At 61.1% G+C, this 21,512-nt stretch carries 23 protein-coding genes; 12 read left to right on the top strand and 11 right to left on the bottom strand.

Annotation, left to right across the window (positions count from 1 at the left end; translation table 11 throughout):
* Nucleotides 1–57 precede the first annotated feature (57 nt).
* Genes hisG through hisS form a run of 4 tightly spaced genes read right to left on the bottom strand, consistent with a single transcriptional unit; the run spans nucleotide 58 to nucleotide 3,787 of the window.
* Nucleotides 58–750 (bottom strand): ATP phosphoribosyltransferase, encoded by a 693-nt coding sequence (gene hisG / locus CFB10_RS11500; RefSeq protein WP_020010529.1) that lies wholly within the window; start codon nucleotides 748–750, stop codon nucleotides 58–60.
* On the bottom strand, nucleotides 747–1,874 hold the full coding sequence (locus tag CFB10_RS11495) for an ATP phosphoribosyltransferase regulatory subunit (protein WP_020010528.1): 1,128 nt from the start codon (nucleotides 1,872–1,874) through the stop codon (nucleotides 747–749). Before CFB10_RS11495 ends, hisG begins: the two co-directional genes overlap by 4 nt.
* Nucleotides 1,875–1,890: 16 nt before the next feature.
* A complete protein-coding gene (locus CFB10_RS11490) occupies nucleotides 1,891–2,259 on the bottom strand; it encodes a VOC family protein (RefSeq protein WP_020010527.1) in 369 nt (122 codons plus the stop codon).
* Nucleotides 2,260–2,263: 4 nt separating this feature from the next.
* Complete coding sequence (gene hisS, locus CFB10_RS11485) at nucleotides 2,264–3,787, bottom strand: histidine--tRNA ligase (protein WP_026363680.1); 1,524 nt, start codon at nucleotides 3,785–3,787, stop codon at nucleotides 2,264–2,266.
* A gap of 157 nt (nucleotides 3,788–3,944) precedes the next feature.
* Between hisS and CFB10_RS11480 the strand changes: the two genes are divergently transcribed.
* From CFB10_RS11480 to CFB10_RS11460, 5 genes are read left to right on the top strand one after another with little or no spacing between them, the layout of a single operon-like run.
* Nucleotides 3,945–4,178: a DUF6290 family protein gene (locus CFB10_RS11480; RefSeq protein WP_003503188.1), complete on the top strand. Its 234-nt coding sequence runs from the start codon at nucleotides 3,945–3,947 to the stop codon at nucleotides 4,176–4,178.
* Nucleotides 4,162–4,431 carry a type II toxin-antitoxin system RelE/ParE family toxin gene (locus CFB10_RS11475; RefSeq protein WP_003503189.1) on the top strand — a complete coding sequence of 90 codons (270 nt, stop codon included), beginning with the start codon at nucleotides 4,162–4,164 and terminating at the stop codon, nucleotides 4,429–4,431. Before CFB10_RS11480 ends, CFB10_RS11475 begins: the two co-directional genes overlap by 17 nt.
* A gap of 6 nt (nucleotides 4,432–4,437) precedes the next feature.
* Nucleotides 4,438–5,202, top strand: coding sequence for a hypothetical protein (locus tag CFB10_RS11470; protein ID WP_020010525.1), 765 nt, complete (start codon nucleotides 4,438–4,440; stop codon nucleotides 5,200–5,202).
* A gap of 41 nt (nucleotides 5,203–5,243) precedes the next feature.
* Complete coding sequence (locus tag CFB10_RS11465; protein WP_141097712.1) at nucleotides 5,244–5,636, top strand: hypothetical protein; 393 nt, start codon at nucleotides 5,244–5,246, stop codon at nucleotides 5,634–5,636.
* A 57-nt stretch (nucleotides 5,637–5,693) separates the two neighbouring features.
* Nucleotides 5,694–6,068: a DUF305 domain-containing protein gene (locus CFB10_RS11460; RefSeq protein ID WP_020010523.1), complete on the top strand. Its 375-nt coding sequence runs from the start codon at nucleotides 5,694–5,696 to the stop codon at nucleotides 6,066–6,068.
* Nucleotides 6,069–6,278: 210 nt separating this feature from the next.
* Here CFB10_RS11460 and CFB10_RS11455 read toward each other — a convergent pair whose 3' ends face one another.
* A complete protein-coding gene (locus CFB10_RS11455; RefSeq protein ID WP_026363679.1) occupies nucleotides 6,279–7,196 on the bottom strand; it encodes a LysR substrate-binding domain-containing protein in 918 nt (305 codons plus the stop codon).
* A gap of 81 nt (nucleotides 7,197–7,277) precedes the next feature.
* Here CFB10_RS11455 and CFB10_RS11450 point away from each other — a divergent pair, with 81 nt between their 5' ends.
* Nucleotides 7,278–8,321 carry a YeiH family protein gene (locus tag CFB10_RS11450; protein ID WP_020010521.1) on the top strand — a complete coding sequence of 348 codons (1,044 nt, stop codon included), beginning with the start codon at nucleotides 7,278–7,280 and terminating at the stop codon, nucleotides 8,319–8,321.
* Between the two features lie 15 nt (nucleotides 8,322–8,336).
* Here the strand turns inward: CFB10_RS11450 and CFB10_RS11445 are convergent, their stop codons facing one another.
* Complete coding sequence (locus CFB10_RS11445) at nucleotides 8,337–8,783, bottom strand: hypothetical protein (protein WP_020010520.1); 447 nt, start codon at nucleotides 8,781–8,783, stop codon at nucleotides 8,337–8,339.
* A complete protein-coding gene (locus CFB10_RS11440; protein WP_020010519.1) occupies nucleotides 8,780–9,409 on the bottom strand; it encodes a DNA-3-methyladenine glycosylase I in 630 nt (209 codons plus the stop codon). The genes CFB10_RS11445 and CFB10_RS11440 overlap by 4 nt, the downstream gene beginning before the upstream one ends.
* Before the next feature lie 237 nt (nucleotides 9,410–9,646).
* Between CFB10_RS11440 and CFB10_RS11435 the strand changes: the two genes are divergently transcribed.
* Complete coding sequence (locus CFB10_RS11435; RefSeq protein ID WP_020010518.1) at nucleotides 9,647–10,426, top strand: L,D-transpeptidase; 780 nt, start codon at nucleotides 9,647–9,649, stop codon at nucleotides 10,424–10,426.
* A 263-nt stretch (nucleotides 10,427–10,689) separates the two neighbouring features.
* Nucleotides 10,690–11,349: an outer membrane beta-barrel protein gene (locus tag CFB10_RS11430; protein WP_020010517.1), complete on the top strand. Its 660-nt coding sequence runs from the start codon at nucleotides 10,690–10,692 to the stop codon at nucleotides 11,347–11,349.
* A gap of 199 nt (nucleotides 11,350–11,548) precedes the next feature.
* Here the strand turns inward: CFB10_RS11430 and glcF are convergent, their stop codons facing one another.
* From glcF to CFB10_RS11415, 3 genes are all read right to left on the bottom strand, one after another.
* Nucleotides 11,549–12,850, bottom strand: coding sequence for a glycolate oxidase subunit GlcF (glcF, locus tag CFB10_RS11425; RefSeq protein WP_020010516.1), 1,302 nt, complete (start codon nucleotides 12,848–12,850; stop codon nucleotides 11,549–11,551).
* 3 nt (nucleotides 12,851–12,853) lie between these two features.
* The gene (glcE, locus tag CFB10_RS11420; RefSeq protein ID WP_020010515.1) at nucleotides 12,854–14,068 is read right to left on the bottom strand and encodes a glycolate oxidase subunit GlcE; all 1,215 of its coding nucleotides are present in this window, start codon (nucleotides 14,066–14,068) and stop codon (nucleotides 12,854–12,856) included.
* 238 nt (nucleotides 14,069–14,306) lie between these two features.
* Complete coding sequence (locus CFB10_RS11415; RefSeq protein WP_020010514.1) at nucleotides 14,307–15,740, bottom strand: FAD-binding oxidoreductase; 1,434 nt, start codon at nucleotides 15,738–15,740, stop codon at nucleotides 14,307–14,309.
* Nucleotides 15,741–15,850: 110 nt separating this feature from the next.
* Between CFB10_RS11415 and CFB10_RS11410 the strand changes: the two genes are divergently transcribed.
* Complete coding sequence (locus CFB10_RS11410; RefSeq protein WP_020010513.1) at nucleotides 15,851–16,750, top strand: LysR family transcriptional regulator; 900 nt, start codon at nucleotides 15,851–15,853, stop codon at nucleotides 16,748–16,750.
* A 79-nt stretch (nucleotides 16,751–16,829) separates the two neighbouring features.
* Here CFB10_RS11410 and CFB10_RS11405 read toward each other — a convergent pair whose 3' ends face one another.
* On the bottom strand, nucleotides 16,830–18,104 hold the full coding sequence (locus CFB10_RS11405) for a DUF3422 family protein (protein ID WP_020010512.1): 1,275 nt from the start codon (nucleotides 18,102–18,104) through the stop codon (nucleotides 16,830–16,832).
* 290 nt (nucleotides 18,105–18,394) lie between these two features.
* On the opposite strand from CFB10_RS11405, the gene CFB10_RS11400 reads away from it, so the two are divergent.
* The 3 genes from CFB10_RS11400 (at nucleotide 18,395) to CFB10_RS11390 (ending at nucleotide 21,361) form a co-directional block, all read left to right on the top strand.
* Nucleotides 18,395–19,168: a FadR/GntR family transcriptional regulator gene (locus CFB10_RS11400; RefSeq protein WP_020010510.1), complete on the top strand. Its 774-nt coding sequence runs from the start codon at nucleotides 18,395–18,397 to the stop codon at nucleotides 19,166–19,168.
* A gap of 103 nt (nucleotides 19,169–19,271) precedes the next feature.
* Entirely contained in the window at nucleotides 19,272–20,618 is a 1,347-nt protein-coding gene (locus CFB10_RS11395; protein ID WP_170940899.1) for a glycosyltransferase family 1 protein, read from the top strand.
* Nucleotides 20,615–21,361, top strand: coding sequence for an HAD family hydrolase (locus tag CFB10_RS11390; protein WP_020010508.1), 747 nt, complete (start codon nucleotides 20,615–20,617; stop codon nucleotides 21,359–21,361). The genes CFB10_RS11395 and CFB10_RS11390 overlap by 4 nt, the downstream gene beginning before the upstream one ends.
* Nucleotides 21,362–21,512: the final 151 nt, after the last annotated feature.

Genomic DNA, 21,512 nt, shown 5'->3' with positions numbered 1-21,512 from the left:
GATCGACCAACAAAAAAGCCGCCGGAGCGATCCGGCGGCTTTTTTGTTCTTACGTCGTCAGACCGCCGCCCTTATGCGCGAGGCGATCTCCTCAACTCTCGCATCACCCTCGTGCTCCGGCTTGCGGGCGCGGACAAAGCAGGCTTCCGAGCGGACGATGATGCCGTCGGAGAGGATTTTCAGATGGTTGGCTTTCAGCGTCGAACCCGTTGAGGTGATATCGACGATGATATCCGCCTGCCCCGCCGCCGGCGCACCTTCGGTCGCGCCAAGGCTTTCGACGATACGGTAAAGCTGGATGCCGTGCTGGCGCGAAAAGAACTGCTGCGTCAGCCGCCAATATTTGGTGGCGATGGCGAGCCTGCGGCCATGACGGGCGCGGAATTCCGAAGCGACATCGCCGAGATCGGCCATGCTGTCCACATCCAGCCAGATTTCCGGCACGGCGACCACAACGTCGGCATGGCCGAAACCGAGGCGGGCGCAAAATTCCACCTGCGCATCGGCATTGGTCAGCCCCTCGCGCACTAGGTCCTCTCCCGTCACGCCGAAATCCACCGTGCCGGCGCCGATCTCACGGGCGATCTCGGAGGCCGACAGATAGGCGATCTCGATATCGTCGCGCCCTTCGATGCGGCCGCGATAGGAACGGTCATTGCCGACAGCCGCGACTTTCAGCCCGGCGCGTTCCAGAACGGCGGAGGCGTCTTCCTTCATCCGGCCCTTGGAGGGCAATGCGATGGTGATCATGGCTTGTCGCTCCCCCGCACCGCTTCGATGCGATCCAGCCAGAGCGAAAAACCCACAGCCGGTATTTTTTCCTGTGCGCCGAGCAGGGTCAGCAGCCGGTCGAAACGGCCGCCACCGGCCAGAACGCTGTCTCCGCCCGCTTCCACTACCTCGAAAACAAGGCCGGTATAATAATCGAGCGGACGGCCGAAGGCCGCGCCATAGGTGACGGTTTCAAGATCGACACCGGCGTTGGCAAGGGCTGCGACACGTTTGTCGAAAGCGGAAAGCGCACCATCCAGTTTCAGCTTCGCCTTTGCGGCAAAATCGGCAAGGACCTGCGAGGCCTGCGGCAGGGGTGCCTTCAGGGCCAGGAACTGCTTGAGCAGCGCAAAGCTTTCGTCCGGCAGCCGCGTGGCCGCGAGCGCCAGCTTCTCCCGCAGACGGCGGGCGATTTCCTGCGGCGAGCGGCTGGCATTGGTGGAATAGCCAGTTTCCTGCATCACCGTATCGAGATAATCGACCAGCACCGCCTCGTCGCCCGTCGCCAAAAGGCCGGCGACCCGAGCGTCGAGGCCGGTCATCGGCTTGGGATGCACGAGGCTTTCCAGCAGCGCGTCGAGCTGCGCCATATCGCCGAAGGCCTGCACCAGCCGCTTCTGCCAGCCAAGCGGCAGGCCAAGGGCGGCAACCACCGCCTCGAACACCTGCTGATCGCCCAGCGTGACGGCAAGCGCCCGGCCCGGCAGCAGGCGCTGCAAAATACCGGTCGCATCGATGACGGCGCGGGCGTCGGCAGCGGCGATATCGGTATCGCCGAGATCCTCGATGCCGGCCTGATAAAACTCGTTGGCACCTTCGCGGCGCTGACGGAAGACTTCGCCCAGATAGGAATAACGCTTCGGCGTGCCGGTCGCCGTTTCGATATGGCGCAGGCAAACCGGGATGGTAAATTCGGGGCGAAGGCAAAGGCTCGTCCCCGTCTCGCTCTCCGTCATGAAGATACGGCGGCGCAAATCCTCACCCGCCATGTCCAGAAACGGTTCGGCGGGCTGGATGACGGGCGTGTTCACGCGGCTGGTGCGGCGCGCGGCGAATTCTTCCAATAGCTCTCCGGAAAATTCCGGCATGTCGATCAGGGGCATGGAACGGTACTTTTCGTCACGGTTCGAGCGGCTGCATCATCTCGATGCGGTTTCCGAAGGGATCATGGACATAAAACCGGTGATACCCTTCGAGCGGCTCATCCTCAACCACATGGCGGCCTGCTGTTTCAAGTGTTTTTCGCAAGGTTGCCATATCATCGACCAGAAAGGCCGGATGGGCTTTGCGCGCCGGGCGGAAATCCTGCTCGACGCCGAGATGCAGTTTTATCGAACCCCGGCTGAACCAGCACCCGCCGCGCGCGGCCAGATTGGCGGGCTTGATCTCCTCCGCAAAGCCGAGCAGGCCGCCATAAAAGGCACGCGCCTCATCTTCGCGGCCCGCCGGCATCGCCAGTTGAACATGGTCGAGCGCAAGGATCGCCATGGCTTCAGCGCCCTTCGGCGGCGCGGCGAACGTCCTCTGCCTGATGCTCCAGAATCTCGCGGACCTTCGCCACCAGCTCGGCCTCCGGCACGCTGACCTGCGCCACACGCGCCTCGCGCCAGCTGGCATTGTCCTCGATCTCACCGGAAAGGCGCTTGCCTTCGATCAGATCCTTGATCTGGACCACGCCTTCGGCGCGCTCGTCACCGCCCTGGATGATGGCGATGGGGGAGCCGAGACGGTCGGCATATTTCAGCTGGTTGCCGAATTTCTTCCAGTTGCCCTGATACATTTCAGCGCGGATGCCTTCGGCGCGCAGCGCCTGCGTGAAGCGCTGGTAACGGCCCATGCTCTCCACATCGCCATCCATGACGGTGATGAGAACGGGAGCGAGCGGCTTGACCTGACCGAGCTTGCCGAGGTTCTTCAACGCGGTCATCAGGCGCGAAACGCCGATGGAGAAACCCGTCGCCGGCACCGGCTGGCCCATGAAGCGCGAAACGAGACCATCATAACGGCCGCCGCCGCCGACGGAGCCGAACACGACCTTTTCGCCCTTTTCATTGGTGACATCGAAGGACAGCTCGGCCTCATAGACCGGGCCGGTATAATATTCGAGGCCGCGAACGACGGAGGGGTCGATCTTGATGCGCGTCGCATCGTAACCGGCACCGGAGACCAGAGCGCCGATGATGTTCAGTTCATCAACGCCTTCCGCGCCTTTCGACGTGCCCGCAACCAGTTTTGCGAGATCATCGGCGCTTGCCGCATAGTCCTTGATACCGACGAAAAACAGGACCTTTTCAATCTGCTCCTCGCCAAGGCCCGCGCCCTTGGTGAAATCACCGGACTCGTCCTTGCGACCGGGACCGAGCAACAGCTTCACGCCTTCAGGGCCGAACTTGTCGAGCTTGTCTATGGCGCGCAGCACGTTCAGACGACGGCCGGCATTTTCCTCGCCGCCGAGGCCGATGGCTTCCATGACGCCATCAAGCACCTTGCGGTTGTTGACGCGAATGACGTAATCGCCGCGCTTGATGCCGAGCGCTTCCAGCGTATCGGCCATCATCATGCACATTTCGGCATCGGCCTGCACGCCGGCGGCGCCCACCGTATCGGCATCGAACTGCATGAACTGCCGGAAGCGGCCGGGGCCGGGCTTTTCATTGCGGAACACGTAGCCAGCGCGATAGGTGCGGTATGGCAGCTGGATTTCGTTGAAGTTTTCCGCGACATGACGGGCGAGCGGCGCGGTCAGATCGTAGCGCAGGCTCATCCACTGATCGTCGTCATCCTGCAGCGAAAACACGCCTTCGTTCGGACGGTCGCTATCGGGCAGGAATTTGCCGAGCGCATCGGTATATTCGAACAGCGGGGTTTCCACCGGATCGAAGCCGTAGAGCTCATAGACCTTACGGATCTTCTCGATCATCTCATTCACGGCATGAATATCGGCAGCCGTTCGATCCACGAAGCCGCGCGGCAGGCGGGCTTTCAGTTTCTGAGGCTTTTTTGCTTTTTCGCTCATGATGCCGATCCGATATTTTCCTGAAATCAAGCCGGTGTATTAGAGGATGAAGCCCGGTGCGGCAAGCCGCAAAGGCTCCGGTTTTGCTGGCCGTTGCAGCCAAGCGGTGCTATATGGGATACATGTATCCCAATCCGGATCGAGAAGGACGCGACCCATGAGCAAACAAACGGCCATACGCCTGCCTGATGAGACCTATGAGCGGCTGAAAGCGCTGTCCGAGCGCACCGGCCGCACATCCGCCTATTACATCCGCGAGGCGATCGAGAAACATATCGAGGATATGGAAGATCTCTATCTTGCGGAGGAAGCGACGCGGCAGCGCATCGCCAATAAAGAACGCACCTATACTCTGGAAGAAGTGATGCGTGATCTTGATCTGGAAAATTGAGTTTCAGCGCGCTGCCGTCAAGCAACTGGGCGCTTTGACGAAAAGCGATGCCAATCGCATCGTTTCTTTTCTGACGGACCGCATTGCCAGAGATGGCAACCCTCGAAGGACCGGCGCCGCCCTGCAAGGCTCCGAACTCGGAAATTTCTGGCGCTACCGGGTGGGCGATTACCGCATCATCTGCGATATACAGGATCACAAGCTCGTCGTGCTGGTGGTCGAAATCGGCCATCGCCGTGAAATTTACCGATAGGCATTCATGATCCTCGAAGCCCTGCAATATGCCGCCACACGCGCGGTCACGCCGAAAGAATTCCGGCCGCATATACGCTATTCCGTCAACCTCTGGGCGCGCGCCAACCGCTGCGCCAAAGCCTGGGCGGAGCATGAAAACAACAGCCGGCAATTCGTGCTGCAATCGGCCAGAAAGCTGAAGCAGCGGCGAACGGCGGTCGTGCTGGGCTCGGGCCTGTTGCGCGATGTGCCCTATGATGCGCTGGTGGCGATGTTCGATACGGTCGTTCTGGTCGATCTGGTGCATCTCGCCAGCGTGCAGGCGAAGCTGCGCCTCAATGCCAAAAAGAATGTCCGCATCGCCAACCGCGATCTTTCCGGTTTTGACGATGTTCTCGCCGGCCGGCAGGCGGAACCGCTCGATTTCCTGCGGCGGGTGCCCTATCTCGATCTCGTGATATCGGCCAATCTCTTGTCACAGATCGGCACCGGCGCACGCCACCGGCTGGAGCGGGAAAAGATCGCAGATGCCCCGGACGATCTTCTGCCGAAGCTCATTCACACCCATCTGGAAGCGCTGGCTGGCCTGCCCTGCAAGGCCTGCCTGATAACCGACACCTCCTTCGACGTCATCGGCAAAGACGGCAACCTGCACCAGCACGAAGACCTGCTGCATGGCATCGTTCCTCCTGCCCCCGCCGCCGCATGGGAATGGCCGCTTGCCCCGTTTGGCGAGGAAAGCAGGGATTACCGCATCGTGCATCACGTCATCGCGCGTGAACTGACCTGATCGTCATGCTTATTCCATAATTCCAGCGGTAAATTCACACCATGTCCCAGGTGGTCCGCACATTGATGTTCCTTGCCTGCCTGCTTTACGGCGCAATGCCGGCGCAGATGGCGATGAGCATGCCGACGGGCATGGCGGCTTCCTCACAATCGCCGATGAAACACGACGATGCCCATTCGCATCATGCAGATGATCGGGACCACGGCTCTCAAAAACACGCGGAGAATGCGGCCCATAAAGCGAAAACGGGCGTTTGCTGTCCGCATGGTGACAATGCCGCCCATCCCGGTTCCTGCGCCGCCTGCCTGATCGTGGTTCCACGAACCATCTTCGCCGATAGCGGACGCATGACGTTTGCCTATCCGAAGCCGCAACGCGGCATTGCCTTCGACGGCAAGGCTTTCGCCCCGCCGCTGCCGCCTCCCCGCGCCTGACCGCAGATTTTTTCAGACCACCATCGAAAAATCCGTCAGACACAGGAAGGATAATCCATGTCTATCAAGACCATGACGCTCGCCATCGCTTTCGCAGCCTCTCTCGCCATGCCCGTTTTTGCACAGGATGCGGGCGGCCATGCCGGACATGACATGTCAAAAGGCACGATGAGCGACAGCGCTTCCACCAAGGCCTTCATGGAAGCCAGCAAGAAAATGCATGGCGATATGGCCATCGATTATAGCGGTGATGCCGATGTCGATTTCGTGCGCGGCATGATCCCGCATCATCAGGGCGCGATCGATATGGCCAAGGTCCAGCTGGAATACGGCAAGGACCCGGAAATCCGCAAGCTGGCCGAAGAGGTGATCAAGGCGCAGGAAGGCGAGATCGCCATGATGAAGGCCTGGCTGGAGTCCAAAGGCAAGTGATTGATGCTGACGAATGGGGAACGCCGGTTGCGGTGTTCCCCTTTTCTTCTCCCCGCCGGGGAGAAGGTGGCCCGAAGGGCCGGATGAGGGGGCAAGCTCTCCGAATATTTCGACCGTCGCCCCCTCATCCCGCTGCCGCGGACTTCTCCCCCGCGGGGAGAAGAAGCAGGCGGCGGCCTTCCCATGCCAACGGTCCCACTCGCCACTCTGCTACAATCCCGCAAGGCCGGCCTTGTAATCCTCCGACGCCGCCCGGCTGAGGCGCTCCAGTTCCATCGCGGCCCGGCTGGTGTGACGTTCCTTGTGACGCAGCAAAGCGAAGTTGCGGGCAGGCAGATCGATGCCGGCGCGGACGAGTAACCCTTGCCGCAGGAACAGGGATGCCACCGAGGCCGAGACCGCCGTGGCCGCGCCGCCGGAGCGTGCCGCCATCACCACCGCCTCATTGGACGGCAGTTCCAGCATGACGGACAGTTCAGCGGGGTCCACCCCCATCTGCCGCACCGCCGCCTCGAAGGCGGAGCGGGTGCCGGAGCCCTGCTCGCGCAAGACCCATGAGGTGCCGTAGAGCATATCGAGCGCGGTAAGGTAACGGCCATCAGCGAAGGGGTGGGCGGAACCGGTGACGACCAGCAGCTTGTCGGACACGACGGGCTGCACCATTAGTGCCGGCTCATCAATCCTGCCTTCAATGAAACCGACCTCCGCCAGACCATCAAGCACCGCCTGCGTCACCGTCTTGGTATTGCCGATATCGAGCCGCACGGTCACGCCAGGATAGAGCTTCTTGAACTGCATCAGGATCGGCGGCAGCCAGTAGCTTGCAATGGTCTGGCTGGCGCAGACGGTGATTTCGCCGCGTGTCAGCCCACCCATTTCGGAGAGAATCAATTCCGCATTGCGCACACGCGCCAGCGTCGCCTTGGCTTCACCCAGAAAAACCCGACCGCTTTCGGTCAATTCAATGTTGCGGCCGACGCGATGGAACAGCTCGACATTATAAAATGCTTCGAGATTCTTGATGGCGGAGCTGACGGCGGAGGCGGTCAAACCGATGGCTTCTGCGGCCCTTGTGAGGTGCTCGCGTTCGGCAACGGCGATGAAGATGCGAAGTTGTTCAAAGGTCATGATCATTCATTCGATTTTATCGAATAATATATGCCATATTATTTGATAGAATAAAACAGGCGGCTGCGGCATTGTCTGGCCATGGCACAACATCGCACCCTCGCTCATCCCTTTCAGTTTTCGCTTCGCTGGCTAACCCCGCTTCTGCCGGGGATTCTCATCTGCGCGGCGGTCAGCTGCGCCGCCATTCTGGCGGAGCGCTTTCAGGTGCGGCTGGCGGGCCACGCATGGCTTGGCGATCTCGTGCTCGCCATTCTGATCGGCACGCTGCTGCGTTCGCTGGTGTCTCTGCCTGCCGTCGCTTCGGCCGGCATAAAGTTCAGCGCCAAGACGCTGCTCGAAATCGCGGTGGCGCTTCTTGGCGCATCCCTCAGCCTTTCCATTCTCAAAGGCGCAGGCGGTTTGCTGATCGGCGGCATTGCGCTGATTGTCGCGCTCTCGCTGGTCGTGAGCTATGCCGCCGGGCGAATGCTCGGCCTGCCGCCCAAGCTCGCGACGCTGATTGCCTGCGGCAACTCCATCTGCGGCAATTCCGCCATTGCCGCCGCAGCCCCCGCCATTGGCGCCAAGCCGGAAGATGTTGCAGCCTCGATCGCCTTTACCGCTGTTCTCGGCGTCGCCGCCGTTCTGCTGATGCCGTTCCTGCCGCAGCTCCTCGGTCTCGACGCCACCCAATACGGTATTTTCGCCGGCCTGACGGTCTATGCGGTGCCGCAGGTTCTGGCGGCCACCGCCCCGCTCGGCGCGATCGCCGTGCAGACCGGCACCATCGTCAAGCTTATCCGCGTTTTGATGCTGGGGCCTGTGATCGCTGCCCTCTCCGTCATCCACGGTCGCTCCGGCAAGGGACGCCTGAAGCTGCAGCAGATGGTTCCGTGGTTCATCATCGGCTTCGTGCTGATGATCATGGCCCGGTCCTTCGGACTCATTCCCGAGGCTCTGATCGGCCCCGTCGCCTCGCTCTCCAACATCCTCACAATCATGTCGATGGCGGCTTTGGGCCTTTCGGTTGATATCCGCAGCCTGCGTCATGCCGGCGGCAAGGTCATCATCGCCGCCAGCCTGTCGCTCGTGCTGCTTTGTGTTCTGAGTTTCGGCCTGATTGTGCTGACCCAGGCGGCCTGAGCAAAAGGCGGGCCGTTATTTTCCGGTGCTGACCGTCAAGGTGTAGTGCGCGCCCAGCCCACGGCGCGGTGATCCCAGAATAAGCGTCGGGCGGATCAGCCATTGCGTATCCGCCTTCGGCGTCAGCGTTGCGACCTTGCCTTCGGAATCGCTGAAGAAGATCGCGTCCTCATCCGGTGTCGAAAAATCGAAGACCGCCATCAGGACGAATTCGCTGGAGGCGGCAAGCTCGATCTTCACCGTCTGCCCGGCCTTCACTTTCAGGCGATAGACATCGCCGCGCCCGCGCCGCGTCCAGCCGTCAAGCTTCAGCGGGCCGGCCGGCGGCAGCGCCACTTCTTTCAGCCTCTCGCCGTCATCGAGCCAGATGCCGTCTACATTGCGGCCTTCTTCGGCGAAGGAGGAATGCGGCACGGCGGCCGCGGCCATGGTGAGAGCCAGGAGAAGGGAGGTTACCTTCATGGACGTACAAACTCCCGCCGCATGACCTCTATCGGCTGGCGGCAATGACAGCCTTCGATATGATCGTTGACCATACCCATGGCCTGCATGAATGCATAGACGGTCGTCGGGCCGACGAAAGTCCAGCCCCGCTTCTTCAGATCCTTGGAAAGACGCGTGGAGGCGGCGCTGGTGGGATTGGCCCTTAACGTCGCATAGTCGAGCCTTTGCGGCCTTTCTGCGGCGGCGGGTTCGAAACCCCAGAAATAACGCGCGAGCGAACCGAATTCATCGCGCAGCGCCACGGCGCGGCGGGCATTGTTGATGGTCGAAACGATCTTGCCGCGATGGCGGATGATGCCCTTGTCGGCAAGGCAGCGCTCGATATCCGCCTCGCCGAATTCCGCCACTTTTTCAAATTCGAAATTGGCGAAGGCAAGACGGAAAGCCTCGCGCTTGCGCAGAACCGTCAGCCAGGAAAGGCCGGACTGAAAACCTTCCAGGCATATCTTCTCGAACAGGCGGCGATCATCGGTGACGGGATAACCCCATTCCTCGTCGTGATAACGGCTGTAATCTTCCAGCCCCTGCTGCCAGAAACACCGCACAAGGCCATCCGCGCCCGTTTCAAGTCCCGCTTCGCTCATTGTGCCGACAATCCCTTTCGCTGCCGCCCGCAAGTGGTGTGAACCTGCGCGCTTACCACTCATTCACCACGTTTCAAAACCGGGCGCTAACCTTAAATCAAGCTTTCCCTAATCAAGCGCTTTTTAATGAACAGCCATTTACGATTCGCTGGCGTCAAGGTGCGAACGTGTCCGGCAAAGCGGGCGAACAGTCCCGCAAATCCATAGTTGCGACATCCCGCAGAGAGAGTCCACCCGATGCCGATGAAGTCCGTTTTTCTGGCGCTGAGCCTCGTTTCCACCTTTGCCGCCCCGGCCGCCATGGCCAATGAACGTTATCGCGAGCGTCCGCCCGTCGTCGTCAGCCCGGACCTGTCAGCCCCCTGGGTAACCCAGCTCGGTGGCCGCGGCAATGTCCGGCCCGTGGTCTATCCGCGCGCGCCTGCCGCACGCCAGCCGCTGTTCCAGCAACGCCAGGCGGCCGCCATGCCGCAGCGACCCAGCTCCGGCGTCACATCGCAGCGCCCGGCGCGGGTGCAGAATGCCGCCGTACGCCCCAACGCGCCGGTGCGCACCCAGATCGCGCCGCAATTCCTGCCGCAGATCGTGAACTATGACACCGCTGAGAAGCCCGGCACCATCGTCATCGATACGCCGAACCGCTTCCTCTATCTCGTGCTCGCCGATGGCAAGGCCCGGCGTTACGGCGTCGGCGTCGGCAAGCCCGGTTTCGAATGGGCCGGAACCCACAAGGTGACCCGCAAGGCGGAATGGCCGAGCTGGACCCCGCCGAAGGAAATGATCACCCGCGAGGCGGCCAAGGGACATTACCTGCCGGCCTTCATGGAAGGCGGCCCGGCCAACCCGATGGGCGCGCGCGCCATGTATCTCGGCTCGACGCTTTACCGAATCCACGGCACCAACCAGCCCTGGACGATCGGCAGCAACAATTCCTCCGGCTGCATCCGCATGCGCAACGAGGATGTCACCGATCTTTACGAGCGCGTGAATGTGGGAACCAGGGTCATAGTGATATGATGGCAACGGTTCCGCCATTCCGGCCGCTCAAGGGCCGGAATGGCGGCGTATCCGCTTGAATTGCCGCCTTGCAGCGGTACAATCCGGCTCACTTCAATGGAATTGAGACTTGGCGGGGGACGCCAGGCGCCGGACCTCTCTCAGGGGATGACGGAACGGCCTTAAAACGGGTGGTCAATCGACCGCCCGTTTTTCGTTTCTGTCATTCAAATGTTATCAAAAAACGCTTTGGTGAATTACTGATATCAATCTGGATTCACTTCATGCCGCGCCATACTTCATTTGTTTGCGCCCTGCTCTTCAGCGGCGTTTCCTTCTCTGCCGCGATCGCGGGCGAATTTGAAATTTCCGGTTATGGCGGCTGGCAAAGCGCGCCGCACAGCGACGTGAAGGTTTCCGACGGGCCGGATTTCCGGGCCGGATGGGAAGGAAAGTCCTTTTCCAACCCGCCCTATTGGGGCGTGCGCGGCACCTACTGGTTCGATGAGGGCCAGCTCCGGAATTTCGGTATTTCGCTCGATTTCACCCATGACAAGGTCTATGCTGACGATCAGACGCTTGCCCGTTCCGGCTGGTCGCACTTCGAATTCACCGACGGCCTGAACCTTTTGACGCTGAACGCGCTCTATCGCTTTCCGCTGGAATCCTTGCCGATCACCCCTTACGTCGGCGCCGGCGTCGGCATCAACGTGCCGCATGTGGAAGTATATCGTCCCTCGGGCAAGACCTTCGAATACCAGTTCGGCGGCGCAACCCTGCAGGCGCAGGCCGGCCTCAGCTACCGCATCACCGACAACTGGTCGACCTTCGTGGAATATAAGGGCACTTATTCCTTCGTCGACGTCGATATCGACAATGGCGGCTCGTTGAAGACCGATATCATTACCAATGCGGTGAATTTCGGCGTGGCGTATAAGTTCTAGCTCTCTTCTCTCATTCCCGTGCCTGTCACAGGAAACCAGCCGACGCGCGTCTGCGCGGCGGGGGGAGACCTTTAAGCCCATGGACTTGGGCTGGCTGGCCCCCCTGTGAAAAGCACGGGGATGAGGAGAGTGAAGATACACCGCGTCCAATGTTTGCGTCGTGCATTGACGCTCTGTCGCACCTCATGGGCGCATCGCGCTAAACCGAAAGCCTCGCCGGTTTCGGCCCGCCATAAGCCCAGTCCAGCAGCTCCACCGTATGCAGGATCGGCATGTCAGTACCGGTCCCGATCTGCGTGATGCAGCCGATATTGCCGGTGGCGATGACATCCGCCCGTGTGGCCTCGATGTTTTTCACCTTGCGGGCCTTCAGCTTGCTGGAAATCTCCGGCTGCAGGATGTTGTAGGTTCCGGCCGAGCCGCAGCAGAGATGCCCCTCCGCCGGATCACGCACTATGAAACCCGCCGCCTTCAGCAGCTGCTTCGGTGCGAGCGTTATCTTCTGGCCGTGCTGCATCGAGCAGGCGGAATGATAGGCAACCGTCAGCCCCTGGCTCTGCCTTTGCGGCAGATCGAGACCGGCGAGATATTCGGTGATGTCCTTCGCCAGCGCCGAAACCCGCGCAGCTTTTTCGGCATAGGCCGGATCAAGCCGCAGCATGTGGCCGTAATCCTTGATGGTGGTGCCGCAGCCCGACGCGGTGATGATGATGGCGTCAAGGCCGCCACTTTCCATCTCCCGGGTCCAGACATCGACATTGCGCCTTGCCTGAGCGAGCGCCTCTTCCTCCCGGCCCATATGATGCACCAGCGAGCCGCAGCAGCCCTCGCCTTTCGGCACCACAACCTCGATGCCGAGCCGCGCAAGAAGCCGCAACGTTGCCTCGTTGATACCGGGGTCGAGCACCGGCTGGGCGCAGCCGGTGAGGATGGCGACGCGCCCGCGCTTTTCGCCCTCGGCCGGTCTTTCTCCCGGACGGCTGGAGGCGGAGGCAGGAGGCACGGCAGTGGGGGCGAGAGCGAGCATGGATTGCAGCGGCTTCAGCGCCGGAGCCTTTGCAAGCAGGCCCGCGAAAGGCCGCGCCAGCCTTGCCAGATGCAGCGCCAGCCGGAAACGGGCGGGATGCGGCAGAACCGCGACCAGAAGATTGCGGATCAGCCGATCCATGAAAGGCCGCTTGTACGTCTGTTCGATGTGGGCGCGGGCATGATCGACAAGATGCATGTAATCCACGCCGGAGGGACAGGTGGTGGTGCAGGCAAGACAGGAAAGACAGCGGTCGATATGGGTGACGACCTCACGGTCGGCCGGGCGGCTGTTTTCCAGCATGTCCTTGATGAGGTAAATACGGCCGCGCGGGCTGTCCAGCTCGTTGCCGAGTGTCACATAGGTGGGACAGGTGGCAGTGCAGAAACCGCAATGCACACATTTGCGCAGGATTTTTTCGGATTCCGCCACATGCGGATCGGCCAGCTGCTGCGGCGTGAAGGATGTTTGCATGGTTCAGACCGCCCTTTCCATCGTTACGGCCATCTTGCCGGGATTAAAGATGCCCGCCGGATCGAGTTTTTCCCTGATACGCGCCGACAGCAGCGCTTCCGCCGCCGGGCGCGGTTCGAAGGCCGCCACGGTGGCGCGCACGGCATCGCCTGCCCTCACCAGCGTGGCATGACCGCCGCCCAGCGCCCGGATCGCGCCGCGCAGCAAGTTCGCCTCCGGGTCCGCCTCCATCTGCATCCAGACAAGACCGCCCTGCCAGTCGTAAAAGGCGTCGATGCCCGCTTCCATGCGCAGCGCCGCGACAAGCCGGTGCCCCTCCGCAGGTGCGACCGAAACTTTCCACAGCGGCTTTGCACCCTGCCCGGCATAGGGCGCGACATCACGCACCTGCCGCCATAAAAGCCCGCTTTCCTCGCCCTCCAATAGCGCCCATGGCCCGACCCGGTCCATGACGGAGAGGAGTTTGCGGGCGCGCGCTTCCACCGAGGCGGAAAGCCCTTCCAGCCGCAGAATTGTCGCCGGACCTTCCGGCAGGTTGCCGTCGATGAAGCGGGAACGCACGCTTTCCGGCAGATGCGCCGCTCCGGAGACCTCGACACTGAGCGCCATCGCCGCCGCCATGATGCGTGTCGCCGCCTCGTCATCGAGGCCGGACACGATCACGGTTTTTTCCGCAGGCGGTTTCGGCAATACGCGGAAAGTCACCTCTGTGAGAAAACCGAGTGTGCCAAAAGACCCGGCGAGGAACTTCGAAAGGTCGAGCCCGGTGACATTCTTCATCACCCGTCCGCCGGCCTTGATGATCTCGCCGCTGCCATTGACGAAACGGATGCCGAGCAGGCTGTCGCGGGCGGCACCCGCCACATAACGGCGCGGGCCGGAGACATTGGCGGCGAAGACGCCGCCGATGGTCGGCTCACCTTCTGTGCCCATGATCGGGCGGTGGTCCATCGGCTCGAAGGCCATCATCTGACGGTTTTGTGCAAGGGCCGCTTCGATGGTGGCGAGCGGGGTGCCTGCCCTGACGGTCATGACCATTTCGGCGGGGACGTAGGAGACGATACCGGCCATTGCGCGGGAGGAAAGCGTCTCATCTGCCACTACCGCATTGCCGAAACCCGAGCGGGTATTGCCACCGAAGATTTTCAGCGGGCTTTTTCGGGTCGCGTGGTCGCGGATGATATCGGCAACCTGGGTTTCTGCGTAAGGCGTCAGCATGGGGTTGCGGGCTCCGGGCATGGGACAGCGAAGTTTGCGCAAGGGATACCCCCCTCTGCCCTGCCGGGCATCTCCCCCTCAAGGGGGGAGATCGACAAGGCGCACCTGCGTCGCTCTATCTCGACCGATAAGAAAGACGAGACCTTGCTGCGAGTCGATCTCCCCCCTTGAGGGGGAGATGCCCGGCAGGGCAGAGGGGGGTAAACCACACCCGTCAACGTCATAAAACTCAAACCCATCACTCCCTCCCCTCCAGCGGAAACACCTTGGAAGGGTTCATCAGCCAGCCCTCGTCAAAGGCAGCACGCACCGCCATCTGCTGGGCAAGATCGGCCTCGCCATATTGATGGCGCATCAGGTCACGCTTTTCGATGCCCACACCATGCTCGCCGGTCAAACAGCCACCCGCATCCACACAGAGCTTCAATATTTCATTGCCTGCCTCTTCCGCGCGGGCCGCGTCTTCGGGATCATTGGCGTTGAACAGAATGAGCGGATGCATGTTGCCATCACCGGCATGGAAGACGTTTGCGACGCGCAGGCCGAGACGGTCGGTGATCTCGCTTGTCTTTTTCAGCACATAAGAAAGCTGGGAAAGCGGCACCGTGCCATCCATGCAGATATAATCCGCGATGCGTCCCGTTGCGCCGAAGGCGGATTTGCGGCCTTTCCAGATCGCAGCCGCCTCCATGGCCGACTGGCATTCCTTCACGGTCTTCACGCCATGTTTTCGGGCAATAGTGACGATATCGGCAAGCATGGCGTCCATTTCCGCCTCGGAGCCTTCGACCTCCACGATCAGAAGCGCGCCGACATCCAGCGGATAGCCCGCTTTGGCGAAGGCCTCGCAAATCTCGATGGCCGGCTTGTCCATGAACTCGATGGCAACAGGGATGATGCCCCCACCGATGATATCGGCCACGCATGAACCCGCTTCTTCCGAGGTTTCGAAACCGAACAGCACCGGGCGCGCGCCTTCCGGCTTGGCGATCAGCCGTACCGTCGCCTCGGTGACGATGCCGAGCTGGCCTTCCGAGCCGCAGACGAGGGCGAGCAGATCGTAACCGCCGGCATCGAGATATTTGCCGCCCAGTTCGAGAACAGTGCCATCCACCAGCACCATTTTCACACCAAGTAGATTATTGGTGGTGACGCCATATTTCAGGCAATGCGCGCCGCCGGAATTCATGCCGATATTGCCGCCAATGGTGCAGGCAAGCTGCGAGCTTGGGTCCGGCGCATAAAAGAAGCCTTCAGCGCCGGCCGCATCGGAAATGGAGAGATTGGTGACGCCGGCCTGCACCCGCGCCGTGCGATTATAAAAATCAAGCTCAAGGATCGCGCTCATCTTCGAAAGGCCGATCACCACCGCATCCTCCTGCGGGATCGCGCCGCCGGAAAGCGAGGTGCCGGCGCCGCGCGGCACGACCGGAATGCCGTAGCGGTAACAATATTTCATCACCGCCGCCACGTCCTCGGTCGTCTTCGGCAGCGCCACGGCAAGCGGCAGCCGGCGATAAGAGACGAAGGCGTCGGTTTCGAAAGGCACGAGTTCGCGCGGCTCATGCACAAGACAGTCCGCCGGCAGAATATCCTTGAGATCCGCTATGATGCGGTCGCGATCTGCGACCACCTTCGCGCGCGGCTCCAGAAACTTGATCGGCTGTGTCACCGCCCCTCCTCCATGCCATTTCACCAACTGGTATTGTTTCTTTACCACTTTGAAACAGCGCAATCAAATGATATGGATTTTTTCCATTCCGGAAACAATCAAGGGCAACTATGACAAATCTGGGCGACCTGGAAGTCTTCGCAAGCGTTGCCGCCTCCGGCAGCATGTCGCTTGCCGCCAAGGAGCTTGGTTATTCGCCCGCCGTCATTTCCAAGCGCATCAAGCGGCTGGAAGAAAAACTCGGCGCACGACTTTTCCAGCGCACCACGCGGCAGATTTCTTTGACCGAAGCGGGACAGGGTTTTTACGAGCGGGTGCTGGCCGTGCTGGAAGGGCTTGAAGAGGCGGAGGATTTCGTCTCCGGCCGCGCCAACACCGTCAACGGCACACTGAAGGTTTCCGCACCCACCTCCTTCGGGCGCATGCATATCGCGCCGCATCTGAAGACATTCATGGAGCGGCATCCGGACCTCTCGGTCAATCTGGTGCTCAGCGACGAGTTCATCGATATCATCGAGGGCGGTTACGATCTGGCTATCCGTATTGCCGATCTCAACTCCTCCAGCCTCGTGGCCCGCAGACTGGCGCCGGTGCGCCGCGTGCTCTGCGCCTCGGCGGATTATGTGGCGGCCCACGGCATGCCGGCGACAATCGAGGATATGAAGAAACACCGCTGCCTGCCGGCGCACAATAACGACGTGTGGCGACTGGAGGGACCGGGCGGCGCGCTCAGCATCCGGCCGGAGGGCATGCTGGTCACCAATTCGAGCGAAGTGATCCGCGAGGCGGTGATATCAGGGCTCGGCATTGCGCTGCGCTCCACCTGGGATATCGGCCATGAACTGCGTAGCGGCAAGCTGGTGCAGGTCCTGCCTGAATATGAGGGATCGCGAAACGTCACGCTCTCGGCGGTTTATCCGAGCCGGCAGTTCCTGCCTGCGAAGGTGCGACTGTTCATCGATTATCTGGCCGGGCTTTATGGGCCTTCACCCTATTGGGAGCAGGGCTGAGGCGGCGACGCCGTATCAGCACCACCTCTCCTCCCTCACGCCTGCGCTCGTCACAGGAATGAGGGAAGTTGGAGATCCCTTAATGCCCGCCCTCGGCATGGGAGCGGCGGATGCGGCGCACGACCCACCACACACCAAGCACGGCGAAGGGAACGGAGATACCGGTGACGACGGCCGGATCGACCGGCAGAACGTCATGGCTGATCGCCTTGGTGAGATAACCGACGAGGCCGACGACATAATAGGAAATGGCGGCGACCGAGAGGCCTTCGACCGTCTGCTGCAGGCGAAGCTGCATGGCGGCGCGTTTGTTCATGGTGTTGAGCAACACCGTATTCTGCCGTTCCAGTTCCACATCGATCCAGCTTCGAACCAACGCCGTGGCGCGATAGAGCTTGCGCGACAGGTTGGCCTGCCGCTCCTCCACCGACTGGCAGGTGCGCATGGCGGGCGCCATACGCCGTTCCAGAAAGCTGCCCATGGTCTCATGGCCCTGTACCGGGGTTTCAGCGAGCGCCCGGATGCGTTCGCGCACGATGCCGTCATAGGCGCGGCTGGCGCCGAAACGGTAGAGGCTGAGCGCGGCATTGGCTTCGAGTTCCGCCGCAAGCCGGGTCATCTCCGCCAGCAGCGCATCGGCCTCGTCGCGCGCACCGTTTTTCATGCGCTGGGTGATGCCGGTCAGACCGTCCTCGATGCGGCGGATTTCCGGCGACAGCGTCTGCGCCATCGGCAGGCCGAGCATGGCGAGCGTGCGATAGGTCTCGATATCCAGCAACCGCTGCACCAGCGCGCCGCGGCTGTAATCGGTGAGGCCCCGGTCGATCACCAATATCTGCGTCAGCCCGTCGCGATCCTGGCGGAAATCGGTGAGGATAGCGGCCTGCCCGTCGCGCACATCGCTGTGACAGAGGCTGGTCGGTTCGAACATGGCTTCCGCCTGGGAGGTGACGCCGTTCTCAGGACGAATTTCCAGCCGCACGCCTGAAATCAGTGAGCCGGGCGGCGAAAAACCGTCACCGAAGGGATCGCCGGCGATCTCGCCGCCGAATTTTTCCGGCGCCGGGCCGTCCCAGAACCAGGTCGAGAATTCCGTGTGCCGCTCCCAGCGCAATGTCCCCTGCCCCCAGGGCATGGCATGGTGGCGGGCGTCACGTTCCGGCGGCGCGACACCACGGCTGCGCGACATTTCCGCGATGACCGAGTGATGCACGGCCGAACCGCCATCCATCATGAAGGCAAGCTGCACGATGATGCGCGATGGGGCGAGCAGCACGGTCGGCCGCGCATGCACCTCGCCCAGTGCCAGCGACCTTTCCGGCGCGCTTGCGAATGCAAATCTACCCTTGGCCATTGCGATATCGTCCCCGCTTCTTGTCCCGGATTTCTAAGCCATCGATCGCAATGAAAACACCGCAATCGAAGCCAATGTAATTGTTTTGATCCATCTGGCGGAAGAATCCGCCATCATCACCCTGTCCAGCTGCTGCTTTAACAAAAGCCAGTTTCAAAGGGCAGATGCCGTGTTGCCGCAGGCAGGAAAGGCACGCGAAGAACTGGATAGAATATTTGACCAGTGCGACGCTTCGCTGGTACTTTGCCCGGCATCAAATACGGGGCGGCATCTCGCCGGAGACTTCTGCGATGGACGAAACGCTTTTTGCGCGCATCGAGCACAGCCGCACATCGCAGGAGGTCGTGCTGCGGTTTGAGGAACTGATCCTCGACGGCATCTTGCGGGATGGCGACCGGCTGCCGGGCGAACGGGAACTGGCGCAGAAGCTGGATGTATCACGCCCGATCCTGCGGGAAGCGCTGAAGGAGCTTGAGACCCGCGGCCTTCTCGTGAGCAGACATGGCGGCGGCACCTATGTCGCCGATATTGTCGGCGCGGTCTTTTCAGACCCGCTCAGCGCACTGATCACCCGCCACAGCAGGGCGACGCGGGATTTCCTCGAATATCGCCGTTATATCGAAGGCATGACCGCCGAACTTGCCGCACAGCGGGCGACAGAGCCGGACCGGCGCAACCTTGCCGCCATCGTCGACAGAATGCGTGAAGCGCATGAGGCGGGCCGCTTCGAAGAGGAGCTTTCGGGCGATGTGGAGTTTCACAATGCCATTGGTGAGGCAGCGCATAATATCGTGCTGATGCACACGCTACGCTCCTGCTACCGGCTTCTGAGCGACGACATCTTTTACAATCGCCATCTCATCTTCACCGTCGCAGGCGCCCATGACGAGGTATTGAGGCAGCATATCGCCATCCACGACGCCATCGCCGCCGGCGATCCGGCAGCGGCAAGAGCGGCGGCAGAGGCCCATATCGACTTCATCGTCGAGACGACATCCAAGGCGCATCAGGCGCAGGAATGGGACCGGATTTCCCGTTTGCGACAGCAGCAGCGCAGCGGCTGAAAACACCGTCTTGCGAAATGCGCCATCCATTTTATTCGATTTTTGATGGAACCTTTTGTGCTCTTCGGTCTTTTTATCGGGTTAATTGGAAAAATTTACCAAGATGGGACCCATGACAACCACGAGCGAAACTGAACGCTATCCGCGGATAGCTCTCATATCGACACATGGCTATGTCGCCGCGCACCCGCCACTGGGCGCGGCCGATACCGGGGGACAGGTGGTTTATGTGCTTGAGCTTGCACGCAAACTCGGCCAGCTCGGTTACACTGTCGATCTTTATACCCGCCGTTTCGAAGACCAGCCGGAATTCGATGAGGTTGACGAGCGCGTCCGTGTGGTGCGCATTCCCTGCGGCGGGCGCGATTTCATTCCCAAGGAATATCTCCACCGTCACCTGATGGAATGGTGCGAAAACGCGCTGCGTTTCATCAAGAAGAACGACCTGAATTATTCTTTCATCAACAGCCATTACTGGGACGCCGGCGTGGCAGGCCAGAGGCTCTCCGAAGCGCTCAAAATCCCGCATCTGCACACGCCGCATTCGCTCGGCATCTGGAAGAAGCGCCAGATGGAGACGGACTATCCGGAAAAGGCCGATACGTTCGAACTGGAGTTCAACTTCAGGGAGCGCATCCAGCACGAACTGATCATCTATCGCAGCTGCGACATGGTTATCGCCACCACTCCGGTACAGCTGGATGTCCTGATCGAGGATTACGGGCAAAAACGCAAGCAGATCCACATGATCCCGCCGGGTTATGACGACAACCGTTTCTTCCCGGTTTCGGATGCGACGCGGCAGATGATCCGGCAGCGTTTCGGCTTCGAGGGCAAGGTGGTGCTGGCGCTCGGGCGGCTCGCGACGAACAAGGGTTATGATCTGCTGATAGACGGCTTCTCCGTTCTTGCGGAGCGCGAACCGGAAGCCCGTCTACATCTCGCCGTTGGCGGTGAGAATATGGACGAACAGGAAACCACGATCCTCAACCAGCTGAAGGAGCGGGTGAAAGCGCTCGGCCTGGAAGACAAGGTCGCGTTTTCCGGGTATGTCGCGGACGAGGACCTGCCGGATATCTATCGCGCTGCCGATCTTTTCGTGCTTTCCAGTCGCTATGAGCCGTTCGGCATGACCGCGATCGAGGCGATGGCGAGCGGCACGCCAACCGTCGTCACCATCCATGGAGGGTTGTTCCGGGCCGTGAGCTATGGCCGTCATGCGCTGTTTGCCGATCCTTTCGACAAGGAAGACCTCGGCATCACCATGATGAAGCCGTTCAAGCACGAGCGGCTTTACGGGCGGCTTTCCCGCATGGGGGCACACAAGGCGCGCAGCCTGTTCACCTGGACCGGCATTGCCCAGCAGCTGCTCGCCCTTGTGGAAGGCAGGACCATGATGCCGGTTCTGGAAGAAGCCGACTGGGCAGAACCATGGAACGACGGCGATTGAAAACGCTTCGTCTTTTTTCCACCGATCTCGACGGAACCGTTGTCGGCGACAATGACGCCACACGGCGGTTTCGCGATTTCTGGCACGCATTGCCCGAGGCGCGGCGTCCCCTCCTCGTTTTCAACAGCGGCAGGCTGATCGACGACCAGCTTGCCCTTCTGGACGAGGTGCCTCTGCCGCAGCCCGACTATATCATCGGCGGCGTCGGCACGATGCTGCACGCCAAAAAGCGGAGCGAATTGGAAAGCGCCTACACACAGTCGCTCGGCACCGGTTTCGACCCTCGGAAGATTGCCGACGTCATGGCTGGAATTCCCGGTGTGACGATGCAGGAGGAGCGTTACCAGCACGGCTTGAAATCGAGCTGGTTCCTGCATGACGCCGATGACGCCGCGCTCGGGGAGATCGAAGCAGCGCTCGTGGCGGCCGATATCGACGCCCGTATCGTCTATTCCAGCGATCGCGACCTCGACATCTTGCCGAAAGCCGCGGACAAGGGTGCAGCGCTCACATGGTTATGTGGACAATTGCGCATCGGCCTCGACGAATCAGCGGTTGCGGGCGATACTGGCAATGATCGGGCGATGTTCGAGTTGAAGAATATTCGCGGCGTGATCGTCGGCAATGCCCTGCCGGAGCTTGTATCGCTGGCACATCAGGATACGCGCTTTTTTCACGCGGCTGCGAGAGAAGCGGACGGTGTGGTCGAGGGCCTCCGGTACTGGGGGATAACCCCGGATTAAAGCAGCCCCGACCACAATTCATAGCGGCTTTGCATTCTGAATGGCTTGAAGGCACGCAGAGAGAGTATTACCGCATCGGCTGTACGGTCGGGGAACCGCCCGGTCAGAACTTTGTTCGCAAATCCACCACATCCCCTGCGCCCAAAGGCTT

Origin of the sequence: Agrobacterium sp. 719_389, assembly GCF_900188475.1 — a bacterium.
In the GTDB taxonomy this organism is placed as follows: domain Bacteria; phylum Pseudomonadota; class Alphaproteobacteria; order Rhizobiales; family Rhizobiaceae; genus Agrobacterium; species Agrobacterium radiobacter.
Note: the sequence above shows the minus strand (reverse complement) of the source record. Positions and strands in the feature narration are given on the sequence as shown.